The organism is Thermodesulfovibrio sp. TK500a (genome assembly GCF_055381765.1).
This window is the reverse complement of sequence record NZ_AP041606.1, coordinates 1,183,780-1,200,476: the sequence shown is the minus strand read 5'-3', so window position 1 is coordinate 1,200,476 and position 16,697 is coordinate 1,183,780. Positions and strand designations below refer to the sequence as shown.

Annotated in this window: 20 protein-coding genes; 10 read left to right on the top strand and 10 right to left on the bottom strand. The window is 36.3% G+C overall.

The window, feature by feature from the left end:
* The first annotated feature begins 93 nt into the window (after positions 1-93).
* From ACZ430_RS06380 to pstB, 7 genes are all read left to right on the top strand, one after another.
* Entirely contained in the window at positions 94-852 is a 759-nt protein-coding gene (locus tag ACZ430_RS06380) for an EAL domain-containing protein (RefSeq protein WP_297209932.1), read from the top strand.
* Positions 839-1,867, top strand: coding sequence for a GGDEF domain-containing protein (locus ACZ430_RS06375; protein WP_297209935.1), 1,029 nt, complete (start codon positions 839-841; stop codon positions 1,865-1,867). The genes ACZ430_RS06380 and ACZ430_RS06375 overlap by 14 nt, the downstream gene beginning before the upstream one ends.
* Positions 1,857-2,546, top strand: a complete 690-nt coding sequence (locus ACZ430_RS06370) for a sensor histidine kinase (RefSeq protein WP_297209938.1) — start codon at positions 1,857-1,859, stop codon at positions 2,544-2,546. The genes ACZ430_RS06375 and ACZ430_RS06370 overlap by 11 nt, the downstream gene beginning before the upstream one ends.
* Positions 2,543-3,811, top strand: a complete 1,269-nt coding sequence (locus ACZ430_RS06365; protein ID WP_297209941.1) for a glycoside hydrolase family 1 protein — start codon at positions 2,543-2,545, stop codon at positions 3,809-3,811. Before ACZ430_RS06370 ends, ACZ430_RS06365 begins: the two co-directional genes overlap by 4 nt.
* A gap of 89 nt (positions 3,812-3,900) precedes the next feature.
* A complete protein-coding gene (pstC, locus tag ACZ430_RS06360) occupies positions 3,901-4,830 on the top strand; it encodes a phosphate ABC transporter permease subunit PstC (RefSeq protein ID WP_297209943.1) in 930 nt (309 codons plus the stop codon).
* Positions 4,827-5,666, top strand: a complete 840-nt coding sequence (gene pstA, locus ACZ430_RS06355) for a phosphate ABC transporter permease PstA (RefSeq protein ID WP_297209946.1) — start codon at positions 4,827-4,829, stop codon at positions 5,664-5,666. Before pstC ends, pstA begins: the two co-directional genes overlap by 4 nt.
* Positions 5,663-6,421, top strand: coding sequence for a phosphate ABC transporter ATP-binding protein PstB (gene pstB, locus ACZ430_RS06350; RefSeq protein ID WP_297209951.1), 759 nt, complete (start codon positions 5,663-5,665; stop codon positions 6,419-6,421). The genes pstA and pstB overlap by 4 nt, the downstream gene beginning before the upstream one ends.
* Here pstB and ACZ430_RS06345 read toward each other — a convergent pair.
* The 8 genes from ACZ430_RS06345 to ACZ430_RS06310 are packed head-to-tail and all read right to left on the bottom strand — an operon-like array spanning position 6,418 to position 12,320.
* Positions 6,418-6,837, bottom strand: a complete 420-nt coding sequence (locus tag ACZ430_RS06345; protein WP_297209953.1) for a hypothetical protein — start codon at positions 6,835-6,837, stop codon at positions 6,418-6,420. The genes pstB and ACZ430_RS06345 overlap by 4 nt on opposite strands.
* A 14-nt stretch (positions 6,838-6,851) precedes the next feature.
* The gene (locus tag ACZ430_RS06340; RefSeq protein WP_297209955.1) at positions 6,852-7,814 is read right to left on the bottom strand and encodes a hypothetical protein; all 963 of its coding nucleotides are present in this window, start codon (positions 7,812-7,814) and stop codon (positions 6,852-6,854) included.
* Positions 7,807-8,802 (bottom strand): D-glycero-beta-D-manno-heptose-7-phosphate kinase, encoded by a 996-nt coding sequence (gene rfaE1, locus ACZ430_RS06335; protein ID WP_297209958.1) that lies wholly within the window; start codon positions 8,800-8,802, stop codon positions 7,807-7,809. Before rfaE1 ends, ACZ430_RS06340 begins: the two co-directional genes overlap by 8 nt.
* Positions 8,799-10,079: a histidine--tRNA ligase gene (gene hisS / locus ACZ430_RS06330; RefSeq protein ID WP_464910441.1), complete on the bottom strand. Its 1,281-nt coding sequence runs from the start codon at positions 10,077-10,079 to the stop codon at positions 8,799-8,801. The genes rfaE1 and hisS overlap by 4 nt, the downstream gene beginning before the upstream one ends.
* Positions 10,042-10,512: a DivIVA domain-containing protein gene (locus ACZ430_RS06325; protein ID WP_297209963.1), complete on the bottom strand. Its 471-nt coding sequence runs from the start codon at positions 10,510-10,512 to the stop codon at positions 10,042-10,044. Before ACZ430_RS06325 ends, hisS begins: the two co-directional genes overlap by 38 nt.
* Positions 10,509-10,817 carry a YggT family protein gene (locus ACZ430_RS06320; RefSeq protein ID WP_297209966.1) on the bottom strand — a complete coding sequence of 103 codons (309 nt, stop codon included), beginning with the start codon at positions 10,815-10,817 and terminating at the stop codon, positions 10,509-10,511. Before ACZ430_RS06320 ends, ACZ430_RS06325 begins: the two co-directional genes overlap by 4 nt.
* 5 nt (positions 10,818-10,822) lie before the next feature.
* Positions 10,823-11,614: a pyrroline-5-carboxylate reductase gene (gene proC, locus ACZ430_RS06315; protein WP_297209969.1), complete on the bottom strand. Its 792-nt coding sequence runs from the start codon at positions 11,612-11,614 to the stop codon at positions 10,823-10,825.
* A gap of 1 nt (position 11,615) precedes the next feature.
* The gene (locus tag ACZ430_RS06310) at positions 11,616-12,320 is read right to left on the bottom strand and encodes a YggS family pyridoxal phosphate-dependent enzyme (protein ID WP_297209971.1); all 705 of its coding nucleotides are present in this window, start codon (positions 12,318-12,320) and stop codon (positions 11,616-11,618) included.
* A 17-nt stretch (positions 12,321-12,337) separates the two neighbouring features.
* Between ACZ430_RS06310 and ACZ430_RS06305 the strand changes: the two genes are divergently transcribed.
* The 3 genes from ACZ430_RS06305 to ACZ430_RS06295 all read left to right on the top strand — a co-directional run bounded on the left by ACZ430_RS06305 (position 12,338) and on the right by ACZ430_RS06295 (position 15,720).
* Positions 12,338-13,738: a sensor histidine kinase gene (locus ACZ430_RS06305; protein WP_464910440.1), complete on the top strand. Its 1,401-nt coding sequence runs from the start codon at positions 12,338-12,340 to the stop codon at positions 13,736-13,738.
* A 2-nt stretch (positions 13,739-13,740) separates the two neighbouring features.
* Positions 13,741-15,126 (top strand): sigma-54-dependent transcriptional regulator, encoded by a 1,386-nt coding sequence (locus tag ACZ430_RS06300; RefSeq protein ID WP_297209977.1) that lies wholly within the window; start codon positions 13,741-13,743, stop codon positions 15,124-15,126.
* 132 nt (positions 15,127-15,258) lie between these two features.
* A complete protein-coding gene (locus ACZ430_RS06295; protein WP_297209979.1) occupies positions 15,259-15,720 on the top strand; it encodes a hypothetical protein in 462 nt (153 codons plus the stop codon).
* Between the two features lie 43 nt (positions 15,721-15,763).
* Here the strand turns inward: ACZ430_RS06295 and ACZ430_RS06290 are convergent, their stop codons facing one another.
* Together ACZ430_RS06290 and ACZ430_RS06285 are read right to left on the bottom strand one after the other, a co-directional pair.
* Positions 15,764-16,147 carry a hypothetical protein gene (locus tag ACZ430_RS06290; protein WP_297209981.1) on the bottom strand — a complete coding sequence of 128 codons (384 nt, stop codon included), beginning with the start codon at positions 16,145-16,147 and terminating at the stop codon, positions 15,764-15,766.
* A gap of 20 nt (positions 16,148-16,167) precedes the next feature.
* On the bottom strand, positions 16,168-16,695 hold the full coding sequence (locus tag ACZ430_RS06285) for a Chromate resistance protein ChrB (RefSeq protein WP_297209984.1): 528 nt from the start codon (positions 16,693-16,695) through the stop codon (positions 16,168-16,170).
* Between the last annotated feature and the right edge of the window lie 2 nt (positions 16,696-16,697).

Genomic DNA, 16,697 nt, shown 5'->3' with positions numbered 1-16,697 from the left:
CAAGATTTAACATTTTCTTAACATGGCTTTAAAATTGCCGTAACAGAACTATGCAATAATGTCTCTATAAATTTTGTTTGGAGGATACTGAAGGTGTTGCATACAGAAAAATCTCTGAAATACCACAAATCAGACCTTTCATACTCTGAATTGACTGTTCACTTTCAACCTATTTTTTCGGCCAAGGATGGCAAGATTTTTGGGTATGAGTCACTGACAAGACATCCGAAGGGAAATCTTAATATAAAAAATCTTTTCATTGAGGCAAAAAGAAATGGTTCCATATTCATTCTCGATATGATATGCAGGAGAAATGCCATAAAAGAAGCATCAAAACAAAGACTTGACGGATATTTATTTATCAACATATGCCCTGAAAGTTTGCTTTATCCAAGTCATGAGATTGGCATAACCGACAGATTTGTTGAAGAGTTTGGCTTTCCAAAGGAGCGGATAGTGCTTGAAATAACAGAGCAGTCAGCTATTGAAAACTACGAAGTGTTTATTGAATCTATATCTTACTACAAGAAGAGGGGTTACAAGATAGCAATAGATGATTTTGGTGCAGGCTTTGGAGGACCTAAAATGCTAAGTATATTAAAACCTGACATAGTAAAAATAGACAGACATTTTATTCATACGTTAGAGGAGAATTTCTTTTCAAAATCCTTTGTAGAATTTACTGTTTCTGCCTGTCACATGCTTAACATAATGGTAGTTGCAGAAGGTATAGAAACGCCAAGACAGCTCTCAGAGGTCGTAAGTATTGGTGCAGATTTGCTTCAGGGATTTTATCTTGGTAAACCAGAAGAAAAGATAAGAAGTTTTTTATATCACTATGCTAACCAATGATACAAAAGAATCTAAGTGTTATTTAGAAAATTCAGTTCTTGACTTGTCAATTGGAGACATTGCAGTAAGAATTGAACCTCTGAAAAAACAATCCACCATTATGGAGGCTTTTCTTAGATTTATGAAAGATGAAAAAATAAGCCTTATTCCTGTGGTTGAGAACAATGTTGTGATAGGGCAGGTGCAGAGGAACAGATTTTTAGAGCATACAGTCTTAGGAAGATTTGGCTATGGCATCCATCTGAATGCGAAGAAAAGTATTTTTGAAGTTATGGAGCAACCCACGTTTATTATTGATTACAATCTGACCTTAGAGGATGCCTCTATGATAATTCAGAAAAGGGAATTCCGAAATATTTATGACGATATAATTATAAACAGATTTAATGAGTATTACGGCGTTGTACCAATAAATGTCTTACTTGAGGCCATAACTCACAGGTCAATAATTATAGCAAGGGATGCTAATCCCCTAACTGGCTTGCCCGGTAACTGGGCTATTCAGCGGGAAATAGACAGACAGATAAAATCTAAATTTAGTTTTGATATTTGTTACATAGATATAAACCATTTCAAGCCTTATAATGATTTTTATGGTTTTGAAAAGGGAGACAGGGTGATTTCCTGCTTAGGGAATATTTTAAGAGAACAGGAAAGAGTTTTCTCTGATATTTTCATAGGTCATATTGGAGGAGATGACTTTATTGTAATATGTAAAGTAAGGCAAGCAGATGAAATATGTGAAAGAATAGTAAAGGCTTTCGATGAATTTTTACCATCCTTCCATGGAGATGATTTTGTGCGTGGTTATTATATATCAAAGAACAGGAAGGAAGAGGAAGAGACTTTTAGCCTTCTTTCCCTTACCTGTGCGATTGTAAGTACAGAAAATCGAAACATAACATCCTTTGCCCATCTTGCCTCGATTGCTTCTGAGGTAAAATCAGAGACAAAGAGACTTTCAAGAATTAACAAAGGCTCGGTAATATTTAGGGACAGAAGGAATGAATATTAGCAGGGATTTAGGTTTATCCATGTTCTTTCATGAATTAAAGTCTCCTTTAAATACTATAATGAACACTGCAAAATTAATTGAATTAGACCTTAAGCACGTTGATGAGGAAAAGATAAGAAAATATCTTTCTCTAATAATATCACAGACGGTCTATTTAAAAAACTACATTTCAAATGCTATTGAATTAGGAAAATTACAGTCAGGAAAAGAGGATATTTTTAAAGAAGAGTTTGATTTTGTAGATATTCTTCGGGAAGTTGTTGATATTACAAAAATTCTAATAGAGGAAAAGCCAATTATCATTAAAACTTTTTTTCCTCATGACAGACTAAAAATCGTCTCCGACCCTCTTAAAGTAAAGCAGATTATTCTTAATATCGCTTCAAACGCTGCTAAATTCACAAAAGCCGGTTATATTTCCTTTGTCTATGAGACATTAGAAAATAGGCTTTCGATGGTCATAGAGGATACGGGAATCGGAATTTCTCAGGATGATATGACAAGGATATTTAATCCCTACTGCTTAATTGAGATTGGTCATGAGAGAGTATTTGAAAGTTCTGGACTTGGTTTATATATAACCCGTTGTCTTCTTGATTTACTTGGAGGGCAGATAAAGATAGAAAGCGAGAAAGGAAAGGGGACTAAGGTAAATATCTTGCTCCCAATTGGAAGATGAAAGATAACCTTTTCCTCTGGGGAGTTGCAACCTCTGCTTTTCAACTGGAAGGTTCACCCTATGCAGATTGGTCTACATGGGACAGTATATTTAGTTTAAACCCTAAAGTGACCAATCACTATGAACTTTACAAAGAAGACATAAAAATAATAAAAAATCTTGGAGTAAATGCTTATAGATTTTCTATTGAATGGAGCAGAATACAGCCCCATGAAGGTTATTGGAATAAAGAAGTAGTTAAACATTATCAAAAGATTATTGACCTCCTTAATGAAAACAATATAATTCCCATGGTAACCATACATCACTTTACACATCCCGTATGGTTTATAACTAAATATCCTTGGCATAAGAGAAGTTCCATTGAAAAATTCACAGAGTATGTGGAAAGACTTCTTGAGAACATTAGAGGTGTTGATTTTTGGATAACTTTTAATGAACCCTATCTTTTGGTTTTAGGCGGTTATATTGAGGGTTGTATTCCTCCTGGATACAAAGACCTTAACTTAGCAATGAAGGCATTGAGAAATATTTTTATCTGTCATGGGCAAATTTATGACTTAATTCATATTCACAATAAAAAGAGTATGGTAAGCATTGCGCACAACATGGCAGTGTTTGCTCCTTGGTTTAAATGGAATCCCTTTGACCGATTGCTGGCAAAAGTTGCCAAACGATTCTATAATCAGTCCGTTATAGAAGGATTCATGGAGGGTAAAATTAGGCTTCCCGTGCCTTTTAGAAAGACCATACAGATAGAAGTTCCTATAAAGGGAAAGCTCGATTTTTTTGGAATTAACTATTATACTCGAGTTCACATGAGATTTAATCCTTTAAGAAAGCTTTTTATTGAATTCAGACATAGGGATATAGATGGGCATGGCCTAACAGACATGGGATGGGAAATTTATCCAAGAGGTCTAAAGAAAGTTCTCCGTTATGCTTCTAACATAAATGTACCTCTCATAATAACAGAAAACGGTATTGCCACAAAGGATGACAGTAAAAAGATAAAGTTTATAAAGGCGCATATTGATACTATTGAAAATGCTTTGCAAGAGGGGATAGATGTGAGAGGATATTTCTATTGGTCGCTGATTGACAACTACGAATGGCTTCATGGCCTTGATGCCAGATTTGGACTTTACAGAGTGGACTTTAGAACATACAGAAGAATTCCAACAAAAGCAGCTGCTTTTTATTCTTATGTTATAAAGTCAAGAAATTTTCAGAGGTTTTTTAATTCAACAAAGAAAGAGTTATAAAAATCATATCAAATTAAACTTTCCTATATAATAAACTCCTCGAGAGCCTCATTTAACAATATCATACACATAGGGTATAATAAGAGGTAATGAAAAAACAGAAGGGGAAAATTACAGATATAATTTTTCTGGCCATAACAGCTATTACAGCATTTAGTATAATTGCACTATCACTGGGTATTTTTCTGGTTCTTTTTAAAGAATCACTGCCTGCTGTTGAAAAATTCGGTTTCGTAAGTTTTATTTTATCTAAAGAATGGGATCCAGTAAGGGAGATTTTTGGAGCTGCTCCTGCTTTGATTGGCACTCTTATAACTTCTTTCTTTGCTTTACTTTTTGCCGTTCCGATTGCTGTAGGAATAGCGATTTTTATTACAGAGATAGCTCCTTCTTTTCTCAAGGGTGTAATCGGAACTGCAATAGAGCTTCTTGCTGCTATTCCAAGTATTATCTATGGTATGTGGGGACTTTTCACGCTTGCTCCCATAATGAGCGAAAACATTGAGCCACTTTTACAGTCAACATTTGGGAAACTACCTCTTTTAGGAAAACTCTTTGAAGGCACGCCTCTTGGGGTAGACCTTTTCACTGCAAGCATCATACTGAGTATTATGATAATTCCATTTACAGCCTCTATTGCCAGAGATTCATTCAACTTAACTCCTTCGGTGCTTAAAGAATCTGCCTATGCAATAGGAGCAACTAAATGGGAAGTTGTAAAAGATGTAGTTTTGCCCTATTCGAAACTGGGAGTGCTTGGAGGTGTAGGGCTTTCTCTCGGAAGAGCCTTAGGAGAGACTATGGCAGTAGCATTTGTTCTTGGAAACTTAAATCAGATTCCCCATTCTCTGTTCGATGCAGCTGCAACGGTTACAGTGAAACTTGCTAATGAGTTTACAGAAGCTGACAAAGACATATATTTAAGTTCACTTTATTATCTTGCTTTATTGCTTTTCATATTAAGCTTTACTATTCTTGCCATGGCAAAACTTTTCTTACTAAAGGCTGAAAGGAAATGATACCTAAAAAGAGAAAAATAGTAAGCACCTTAGCCCTTTTCGCTTGTTTTTTAACTGCCCTATGGGGAATATTCTGGCTTTCCTTTATCATTATAGATGTTGTAAGGCATGGAATAACAGCAATAAATCCATCTCTTTTTCTTAAAGACCCTGCTCCTCCAGGAGAGGAAGGCGGAGGCCTAAGAAATGCTTTTATTGGGCATTTACTACTTACTGTATTCGCTACTTTAATTGGAGTTCCCATCGGAGTCCTTGGTGGGACTTTTCTCGCTGAGTACGGAAGAAAATACAAAATTTCAAGAGTTATAAGCACACTTGCTGATATAATGGTCAGTGTGCCTGCAATAATAATTGGAGCTTTTATTTATGCGATAATTGTTAAACCTATGGGACACTTCAGCGGTTGGGCAGGAGCTTGTGCTTTAGGAATAATTATGATTCCAACGGTGCTAAGAACCACTGAAAATATGCTCTCTCTCATACCTTGGCCTTTGAGAGAGGCTGCTTTTGCATTAGGTGCTCCATACTACAAGGTTATTATTCAGGTTGTATATAAAGGTGCTGCTACAGGAATTCTAACGGGAATTATACTTTCCATTGCAAGAGTCACGGGAGAGGCGGCTCCACTTCTGTTTACAGCTTTTAACAATAACTACTTCTCTTTAGATATGTCTCAACCGATAGCTTCATTAACAGTAACTATTTTTCAATACGCCATGGGACCCTATGAAGACTGGCATGCTCAGGCGTGGGGTGCTGCTTTAATGATAACATTGTTTATACTTATTGCAACAATCAGTGGCAGAATACTTATAAAAAGGAGGTACAGGGATTGATACCTGAAATTGAGGTAAGAAATCTTAACTTTTATTACACCGGAGGAATTCATATTCTTAAAAATATAAATATGACTGTTTACAAAAATCAGGTCACTGCTTTAATAGGTCCGAGTGGTTGCGGAAAAACTACGCTTCTTAGATGTTTCAATCGAATGCATGACCTTTATGCGGGAAATAAATATGACGGTGAAATTATATTTCAGGGAATGAATATTCTCTCAAAAGAAACAGACCTCATAGAGCTAAGAAGTAAAATAGGCATGGTTTTTCAGAAACCAACACCCTTTCCAATGTCAATCTATGAAAATATTGCCTACGGATTAAAATTAAGAGGAATAAAAAGCCGGGGAGAATTAAAAACAAGGGTTGAAAAGGCATTGAAAGACGCCGCTCTTTGGGATGAGGTTAAAGATAAACTCAACGCTAATGCCTTTGGATTAAGTGGCGGACAACAACAAAGACTTTGCATTGCCCGAGCTCTTGCTGTTGAGCCTGAAATAATACTTTTTGACGAACCTACAAGTGCTCTTGATCCTATTTCTACAGCTAAAATAGAGGAGTTGATAATCTCTCTTAAAGGTATTGTTACGATAATAATCGTTACGCATAATATGCAACAGGCCGCAAGAATATCTGATTGGACAGGTTTTATGATGCTTGGCGAGTTGGTAGAGTACGATAGAACAGATAAAATATTTACTGTGCCTTCAAATAAACTTACCGAGGACTATATTACTGGAAGATTTGGTTAATCGGGATATCGAAAAGGATTGCCTCTGATGATTTTTTCTACTTTTAGAGGTTTCCCTTTTAGATAAAAACTCGCAAGCCCTCTCTCTTCGGTTTCTTTGCCGAGATAACTCCATTTGCCGTTCCATGACACATAAAGCCTCATACCGTCTCCTTCCATCTCAACGAGAACAGGCAAGAATTCCAGCTCAGCCTTGTCAAAAGGTTTTATTGAAGCTATTATCTCTCTGTATGCTGCTTCAGAGGAGTTCTTTCTTATGCCCGAATTATCCTTATTCTGATAGGCAACTCTTATTTCATCTACTACTTTAAAAGCTTCCGTTGTGGCAAGATACTCTGTTGAGGGTTGCTTGACCTGTTTTTTCCCGCCACAGGCAACTAAAGTTAGGATTATAAGTAAAATTAGTATTTTTTTCATCTTATCCTCCTTTTTTATATCCTGTATTTTAGTATTTCCTCTTTATCGATTGCTTTATAATTTTTTTCTGTCCGTTTTTCTCTGTCCTGTATGACCATTAAGTTTTCCTTTTTTTTCGAATAGTATACACCTATTGCACAGGCCTTATCCATATCTTCTTGACTGCAGTCGTTAAGAATTAGTATGACAGGCCCTTTGAAATCAAAGGGATATATCAGTTTCCCCCTTTTTGAATTAAGGAGTATCTCATTCTCTCTTTCATCTCTTCCTACAATGGCTTTACATTTTTGAGACAATCTAAAATGTCTACCAATTTTAAGAAGCTCTGCGTTTTCAACGGTTAATTCTTCATGTTCTATCAAATCTCTCACTTTTTTACAAAACAAGGAGTCAGTGAGAAGACATCCACCGGAAGGTTGAGGCAATTTCTTTAGCCCGAATTCGTAGGCAAGATTAATCTGAGCTTTTCTTCCTCTCCCCCAGATATCGTATAATCTTTCTCTGTCTAATATTCCCTCAATTTCTGGTTTGCTTGGAGGCAGAAGTTTTGCTGAAAGAGGTCTTACAATAAGACCAGCAAGAGAGGCTTCCTTTTCAATGTGTAGTAGTATGTCTCTCTTCTGTGACATAGGCCTCTGAGAGACTACTTCTCCTGTGATAACAAATGAGGCTTTGTAAGCATTCATTAGTTCTTTAGCTTCTTTTAACATGATAATTTTACAATCAATGCATGGATTGAGATTTTTACCGTAGCCATGTTTTGGATTTTTCAGGACATTAATGAATTTTTCCCTGACGTCCATCTCTTTTAGCTCAAATCCAAATCTATCTGCAAGAAGTAGGTCTTCTTCCTGTAAAGGACTAACAAATCCAGTTAAGAATTTGAAAGCTGAAATTTCTATCTGCTGTTGTTTTACAACCAGTATTGACAAAATACTGTCAAGTCCACCGGAGTAAAGGGCAACAGCTTTAGGCATAAGGATGGGTTTTCCATATTTCTATGATTTCTTCCTGTGAAGATGTTGATGTGCCTACCTTACCTACAACTATTCCAGCTGCTACATTTGCAATTTTAGCTGAGTCTATGAGAGAAGCTCCAGAAATATGAGAAAGTGTAATCGTTGCAATTACCGTGTCGCCTGCACCGGTTACGTCAAAAACTTTTTTTGCTACAGTAGGAAGATGGGTAACTATGACATCTGCATTTTTTCTCTCAAAAAGGCTCATTCCTTCTTCTCCTCTCGTAATGAGAACCGAATCGCAAGATAGTTTATTTATGAGATTATTTCCTGCCTTTAGAAGAGTTTTTAAATCTTTTATCTCTAACTCTGCTCCGTGAGAAGCCTCTGCAATGTTGGGCGTGATAATAGATACCTGTTTGTAAAGTCTGAAATGTCCTATTTTAGGGTCAACAGCTACAAAAATGCCGTTTTTTTGCTTATTTGAAACAAGTATTTTGAATAGTTCTTCAGAAACAACGCCTTTTTTATAGTCAGAGACTATTACGGCATCAAAATTTTTTACGGCCTCACTCAGCATTGATAGGAATTTTTCCTTTGCCTTCCCTTCTAATCTTTTTCTGTCTTCTATATCAAATCTTACAATTTGTTGATTTCCACCGATTATTCGAGTTTTAACGGTTGTTCTTCGGGAGTCTTCAAAAATATACTCCTGCACAATTCCTTTCTCTTCTAACAAGTCTCTCACAATTCTTCCTGCCGAACCCCGCCCGATTATGCCAGATATATAAGCTTTTCCTCCAAGAGCTACAATATTGTTAGCTACATTAGCAGCTCCACCGAGTCTATAGGATTCTTCGTATACATCTACCACAGGAACAGGTGCTTCTGGCGATATACGGGAAACCTTACCGAATATATATCGGTCTAAAATGATGTCTCCTATGATGAGTATTTTTTTTGTATGGAAGTTTTTGAAGAGTTTCTGTAAATCTTCTACCTTCATTCTTGCTCCTTCATAATTGATATAATCTCATCAAGGGTGGCCTCACCCTGAGTTCCGTCTGACATTTTTTTCCATTTATAGAGAGATTTTTTTATCTCTTCTTCTCCTACAATTATTACCCACTTAGCTTTAAGCCTATCAGCTCTTTTTAGTTGTGCTTTCAAAGATAAATTTTCGTATGCTCTTTCAACAATAAAGGAATTATCTCTCAGCCTCGAGCTTAAATTTAAGACTTCTCTTTCAAGAGCTTCTCCTGCATGGGCTACAAAAATTAAAGGTTTTTGCAGTTGTAAAAACAATTTTTTGTCAAGAAGTTCTACAAGTCTCTCTATGCCTATAGCAAATCCTGCTGCGGGAGTTGATGGCCCTCCGAAGAGTTCCACAAGTTCATCATATCGTCCTCCTGCTGCTACAGCGTTTTGAGCCCCCAAAGCATTAGTTGTTACTTCAAAAACTGTTCCTGTATAGTAGTCAAGTCCCCTAACTATCTTAGGATTAACCTTGTAAGGTATTTCATAGAGTTCAAGTTTTTTTTGAAAATCTGAAAAATGCTCTCGACAGTTTTCACATAGGAAGTTTATCATTAACGGAATATCACTTAAGGTTTCTCTGCAGGAAGGGACTTTACAGTCAATAACTCTTAGGGGATTTGTTTCAAACCTTCTCTGACAGTCAAAGCAAAGATTTGAAACTCTCTCGCCTAAGAATTTATAAAGGCCTTCTTTATAAAGGGGTCTACAGATTTTGCATCCTATAGAATTTATCTCATAGGATAGCTCTACAATCTTTAAACTTTCAAAGAATTTTTTTAGCAAGAATAATAATTCAGCCTCTACCTCAGGTGAGGACACCCCGAAGGACTCTACGCCAATCTGATGGAACTGTCTAAATCGACCTTTTTGAGGCCTTTCATATCTGAACATGGGGCCAATGTAATAAAATTTTTGAGGAGATGGAGCATTAAAGAGTGAATTCTGAATGTATGCCCTAACTACTGAAGCTGTTCCCTCAGGTCTTAACGCTACTTTCCGTCCTTTTTTATCGTGAAATACATACATTTCTTTTTCAACGATGTCTGTGTCTTCTCCGATACTTCTCAAAAAAAGTTCTGCCTGCTCTAAAATGGGAGTTCTTATTTCTCTGAAGTTGAAGATTTCAAAAATCTCTCTTGCCTTCTCTTCGATATGCTGCCATATATTTATTTCATCAGGTAGAATATCCTTCATGCCCCTTAGGGCGCTATACTTCACCTTCTTCTCCCTCTCTTTCTTTATCAAATTCAAGCATTCTTAAATGGCTTTCTATAAGCCTTTTGATTTCTTCTTTAAAATGTCTTCTAATTCCTTTCAGGTCTACTATATCTTCATGGATTTTGACTACCTTCTCTTGAGCTTCTTTAATTATGTTTTCTGCCTTTATCTCTGCTTCTTTAATTATCAGCTCTGCTTCTTTTCTTGCATTAGATTGATATTCATCGACAAGCCTTTGAGCAGTCATTAAAGTATCTCTTATGGATTGCTCAATTTTTCTGTATTCTTCCATCTGACTTTCAAGAAGTGCAACCTTTTCTTTTAGCATAGAATTTTCTTTTAAGATATCCTCCAGCTCTTCCCTTATTATTTCAAGGAAAGAGTAAACTTCCTCCATATCAAAGCCTCTGAACTTTACTTTAAACTGCTTCTGCTGAATATCAAGGGGTGTGATTCTCATATATTTCCTCCTTTAATTCGGTATCCCAGCTCTTTAAGGCTAAGGATTAATACATTCTGTGTAAGATAGATTAAAACTAAGAGTATAAGCGGCGATATATCTATGGGTAGTCTAAGAGGTAACAGTCTCCTTATAGGTTTTAAAGCAGGCTCTGTTACTCTGTATATAAACCTGACAGCAGGATGATAGAGGGGAGGACTTATCCAACTTAGAACAGCCGCTGCAATTACTAAAAAAGAATATAAGGTTAAAGCGAAGTCAACGATGTTTGAAAGGGCTATTATAAAATTACCCAATATGTTCATTAATTTTAATCTCCCTGCGATGATAGCTCTTTAGCTCTTTCAGTAGCCTTGCTGACGGTTCTATGCAGAAGTTCCTTAAATGTATCATCCGAGAGAATTTTAAGCCCCGCTTCTGTTGTTCCTCCAGGTGATGTTACTTTTTGTCTTATTTTTTCAGGTGGAAGTCCGCTATCAAGTAGTTTTGCTGTTCCGATGAATGTTTGTATTAGAAGTTCCGATGCAATGTCTTCGGTAAAGCCCATCTGTGTGGCTACTTCAATGAATTTTTCCAGTATAAAACAGAAGAATCCTGGCCCACTGCCTGAAAAGGCAGTAACAAGGTTCATATAGCTTTCAGGAAGGGTAATTACCTTTCCTACGCTCATAAAAATATCTCTGACAGGTGCTACGATTTTCATCTCGAGACAATCACAAAGAGCAAGGACAGTCATTGATTCTCCTACAATGGCAGCCAAGTTTGGCATGGCTCTAATAATTTTATCTGTCTTGAGGTAGTTTTTTATCAAATTAATAGTTATTCCTGCTGCAATAGAGACTACCGTATGCTTATCAGTTACAGTATCTTTTATCTCTTCGAGAACATCTTTAATATTTTGAGGTTTGACAGCCAAGATAATTATCTCTGTTTGACTAACTAACTCCTTGTTAGAAGAAGTTGTTCTTATGCCATAACATTTTTCAAGATACCTTCTTCTTTCATCGAGAACTTCAGAAACGAGTATATTTTTCTTGCCCTCTTTTATAAGCCCTCTTATAAGGGCTTCTGCCATGTTACCTCCACCTATGAAGCCTATCATTTTATTTAACCTCCCCATTTATTCTTTGCCCGAAAAGGGCGCTTCCTATTCTCACCATTGTTGCTCCTTCTTCAATTGCTACCTCAAAATCGTGGGACATTCCCATTGATAGCTCTTTGAGAAAATCGTATTTATCTATCAGCCCATCTCTTATCTGTCTAAGTTTTCTAAAATAGAACCTTGCATCTTCAGGATTTTCAAAATAAGGAGGAATAGTCATAAGTCCTTCAACTTTCAGATTTTTAAGTTTTATACAACTTTGAATTAATTTTTCAACTTCTGTTTCTTTCACACCAAACTTTGTTTCTTCATCAGACAATTTAACCTGTATAAGTATTCGCTGAAGCTTGCCAAATTTTGAGGCTTCTCTGTCTAAGGCAATGGCGAGTTTTTCAGAGTCAACAGAATGAATCAGAGAAAATAGTCTTACCGCTTCTTTTGCTTTATTTGTCTGAAGGTGTCCAATCATATGCCATTCAATTTTGAATTCTGTAATTTTTTCAATTTTTTCTTTTGCCTCTTGAACTCTACTCTCCCCGAAAATTCTTAATCCTAAGTCTGCTGCTTCTATTATTTTATCAACAGGCTGCGATTTTGTTACAGCGATTAATCGGACTTCCTCGGGATTTCTATCTACTTTTAAAGCGGCATAGCTTATTTTTTTAAAGATGGATGATATTCTCTCTGAAAGCATAATATAATACATTATACATGATTGTAAAAATGTTTGATAGGCTAACGCTGAGATGGAAGCTCATTTTACTTCTTCTTTTCTTAAATATGACCCTCATGTCTTCTCTATATATTTTCTATGCCCAAACTGAAAAGAGGCTTCTTAAGGAAATAGAAAAACAAACAGCAGACCTCACAAAGGCAATACAAATAGGTGTAGAAGAGGTCACCAGAGGAGGTTCTAATAAGCTTTCAGAATACTTAAACAGGCTAAATTCAAGGGGAATAAAGGAAGTCTCCATAATAAGTAATGCTCAGCAGATTATTGCAAGCACTAATCCTCAAAACATAGGAAAACCTATCACTCATAGAAAAAAGGAGTTGATTATTAAAGCTGAGCTTGGCGAGCCTGTTTTTGAAGAGGAAAGCGTATATAATGTGATAGTGCCCGTTATTGCAGGTAACGTTCAGTATGGATACATACATCTTAGAGTAAATAAAGACGATTTTTCAGAGATACTTAAGGCAAATGCCTTTAAAAGAATTTTGACGAATCTTCTAATATTTTCCATCGGCATTGTTCTTACTTATCTGATTTCTAAGAGATATACTAAACCAATTGATGATTTAAAAGAAGCAGCAATGAAAGTTGCCCAAGGAGATTTTACCTATCGCTTAGATATTAACAGAAAAGACGAGATTGGTAAAATTGCAGAGAGTTTCAACTTTATGATTCAAAAGCTCGAGGAAAATCAATCTCTGCAGCAAAGATTGAGGGAGGCAGAACATCTATCTGCCATTGGTCAGTTAAGTAGAACCATTGCTCATGAGATAAGAAATCCTCTGAATTTTATCAACTTAAGTATTGACCATTTAATAGAAAAGTTAAAAAAAGAGAATAATAGCTCCAATGACTACCAGAAACTTCTTAAGAGCATGAAACAGGAGATTTACAGGGTTAATAATCTTATTACCGAGTATCTCGAATACACGAGGCCTCTCAGGTTGAATAAAAAAATTTCAAGTGTTGTTGAAATTATTGAAGAGGTCTTATCTGTTATTGAACCAACGGTAGAAAGAGATGGAATTAGTATCTATAAAGATTACAAAGTTGATTTCAGTATAAGTTTAGATGTTGATTTGATGAAAAGTTCTCTTATAAACATAATAACTAATTCAATCCATGCAATGAGAGATTCGGAGAAAAAAGTTCTTTTCATTAAGACAGAAATTGTAGATGACGAGCTTTTACTGAGCATAGCTGACACAGGTTCTGGCGTTCCTGAAGAGTTTATTGATAAAATTTTTGAACCTTTCTTCTCAACAAAGAAGGGAGGTCTTGGGCTCGGACTGCCGCTTACAAAAAGAGTTGTAGAGGAACACGGTGGCAGGATAGAGTTTTTTAGTAAGCCTAATGAAGGAACAGAAATACGAATTTATTTGCCCATTTAGATATGACGTCAGTTCTCATAATAGATGATGAACCCTTGCAAAGAGAGATTTTAGCCACTATACTCTCTGAAGAAGGCTACAATGTTCTCTCTGCCTCATGTTTACAAGAAGCCAGAGATTTAATCGCCGAATCCTTTCCTGAAATCATCCTCACTGACCTTAAACTCGGGAATGAAAACGGAATAGACATCCTCACTGACCTGCCTCACGAACCTTTCCTGCCTTCTGTCATAGTAATTACTGCCTTTGGCACTATATCCTCAGCAGTAGATGCTATAAAAAAAGGAGCTTTTGACTATCTTACCAAACCTGTTGACAAAGAAATACTGTTACTGACGGTGAAAAAGGCTCAAGAAAGAGCTACTCTTCTTAAGGAAAATCTGAGACTAAGAGAAGAGCTATATGGACATTTTAAAATTGAAGGGATTGTAGGCAAATCAAAGAAGATGTTGCAGATTCTTGATATTGTTAGAAAAGTAACACCAACTTCGGCAACAGTTCTTATTTCAGGAGAAAGCGGTACAGGAAAGGAACTGATTGCAAAAGCTATACACTACAATTCACCAAGAAAAGATAAACCTTTTATAGCAATAAACTGCGCTGCCATACCTGAAACTCTTATTGAGAGTGAACTTTTCGGTTACGAGCCTGGAGCTTTCACAGGAGCTAATACCCGCAAAATAGGACTTTTAGAGTCTGCACAGGGAGGAACAATTTTTCTCGATGAGATTGCCGAATTGCCACTTACTCTTCAAAGTAAACTCTTGAGGGTTTTACAGGAAAAGGAAGTAAGAAGAATTGGAGGAAAGGATACTACTAAAGTTGATGTGCGAATAATTGCAGCCACTAATAAAAATCTTGCCGATGAGGTGCAGAAGAGTAAATTTAGAGAAGATTTGTATTACAGACTTAAGGTTGTGACAGTAGAAATCCCTCCTTTGAGAGAAAGAAAGGAGGATATTCCTGAGCTGGCAAGATTTTTTATTGATAAGTATTCCCGAGAGTTTGGAAAAAGAATTAGCTCTATTGATGAGAAGGCTTTGAATGCATTGATTGAATATAACTGGCCTGGTAATATAAGACAGCTTGAGACAGTGATAGAAAGGGCAATAATAATTTGTGAGGGTGATAAGATTACGCTGAAAGATATACAGGATGAATTAAAGTTAAAGATGCCTAAAAGTGTTCTTCACATTGATATTCCAGATGAGGGAATAAATTATGAAGAATTTGAGAGGGAGCTGCTAAAAAAGGCTCTTCAAAAGTCAAATTATGTTATAGCAAAGGCAGCGAGACTGCTTGGTATGAGCTATAAAACCTTCTGGTATAGATTAGAGAAGTTTGGCTTATCCGATGATTTCCCGAAAAGGGAAAATTTCCCCAAATGAGGAAGTCTTAAAAATTATAAAAGTCTATTTTTTGCGATAAAGATATTGGCATTAAATTTGTATGATAAAGATATCAGCCATAAACTGAAATCCCTAAATTAAACTGAAAAAGAAAGGAGGTGAAAAGAGAGGATGAAGAGAGTTATAGCAGTCGTAATGGCATTGATATTTGCTCTCACCGTATCAGTTGCTTTTGCACAGCAGCCTGCAGCAAAGCCAGCTGAGCCTGCAAAGAAGGCTGAGCCAGCAAAACCAGCCGAGCCTGCAAAGAAAGATGAGAAACCTGCTAAGAAAGAAAAAGTAAAACAGATTACTGGTGAACTTACAGCTATTGACACAGTTGGTAAGTCTATCACAGTAAAAAGCAAAAAGCAGGAGCTCACAATCGGCGTAACAGATGAGCAGATTAAGGACGTAAAGGCTGGTGACAAGGTTGTAGTAAAATACACCGAGAAAGATGGCAAGCTCACAGCAAAGAGCGTAAAGAAAGTTGCTGCTAAGGCTGAGAAAAAAGGTGAAGTAAAGAAAGAAGAAAAGAAAGCTGAGAAAAAGGAAGCAAAGCCAGCAGAAAAACCAGCTGAAAAGAAACAGTAATTCTGTTTTTTCTTATAAGGTGGAGGGAAAACCTCCACCTTTTTTATATCTCCACTCCTCTTTTCCTTAATTCTTCCAATTTTTTCTCTCTGCAATCTTTACATCTAAATTCTGGCTCTGGGTCATGAAGTCGGTCATAGTTTTTAGTTTTAACAACTCTGTAACCCTCGCAGATAGCTCCACAATCAGCGCATCTTACATTTTCTTTTATTTGCCAGAGAGGGAAAAAGGCCGGTATTTTGAAATGCGATTTAAAGATAGCTTTGTCCACAAACCAGAAAACATTGGCAAGCAAAAACTGATTGAGTAAAAAGGCAGGTATGGTGTGAATTTTAAAATAGTCGCTTAACAAAAACTGAAGCAGTGCACCGGCAATTCCAGAAAGAACAATCCAACGTCCAAAAACATAAACAAACCATGTTTTCATAATTTTTCCTCCGTAGATATTTATTCTTTTGAAGATTCTTTGTATACCCTCTTTGAAAACTCTTCAAAGAGTTTTGTGCATTTTTTTATTTTTTCAATAGCTTCTTTACGTAGAGGAGCATTTACAAAATCTCTTTTTTCTATCTTTTTTAACCAGGCTTTAAGTTTTTCAAGTTCCTCTTCATTTTCTTCTACCTCTGCAAATATGAAATTTTGACGTTCTATCTCAAAGGATATCTCTTGAAAAAAGTCCTCACATTTCTCAATTACTTCCTTGTATTCTTTGTTTCTTGCCTCAACAAAGGAATTAATAATTCTCTCTTCGTCTTCCTTATTTACCACTTTTCCTTCTATCAAAAGAACTTGACCACCATAGTTTTCTATAGTTTTTTCAAGAGGTTGCATCTTCTCCATAGTTTCCTTTGAATATGGTAAAACCCAAACGGTCTGATAGTTTATAGCGCCAAGCTTTTTCAGTTCCCTCCATATAAAAACTCTTGCTCTTGAGGGATTAGACGGAACTGTATAGGATATGAATAGCCATTTCATTT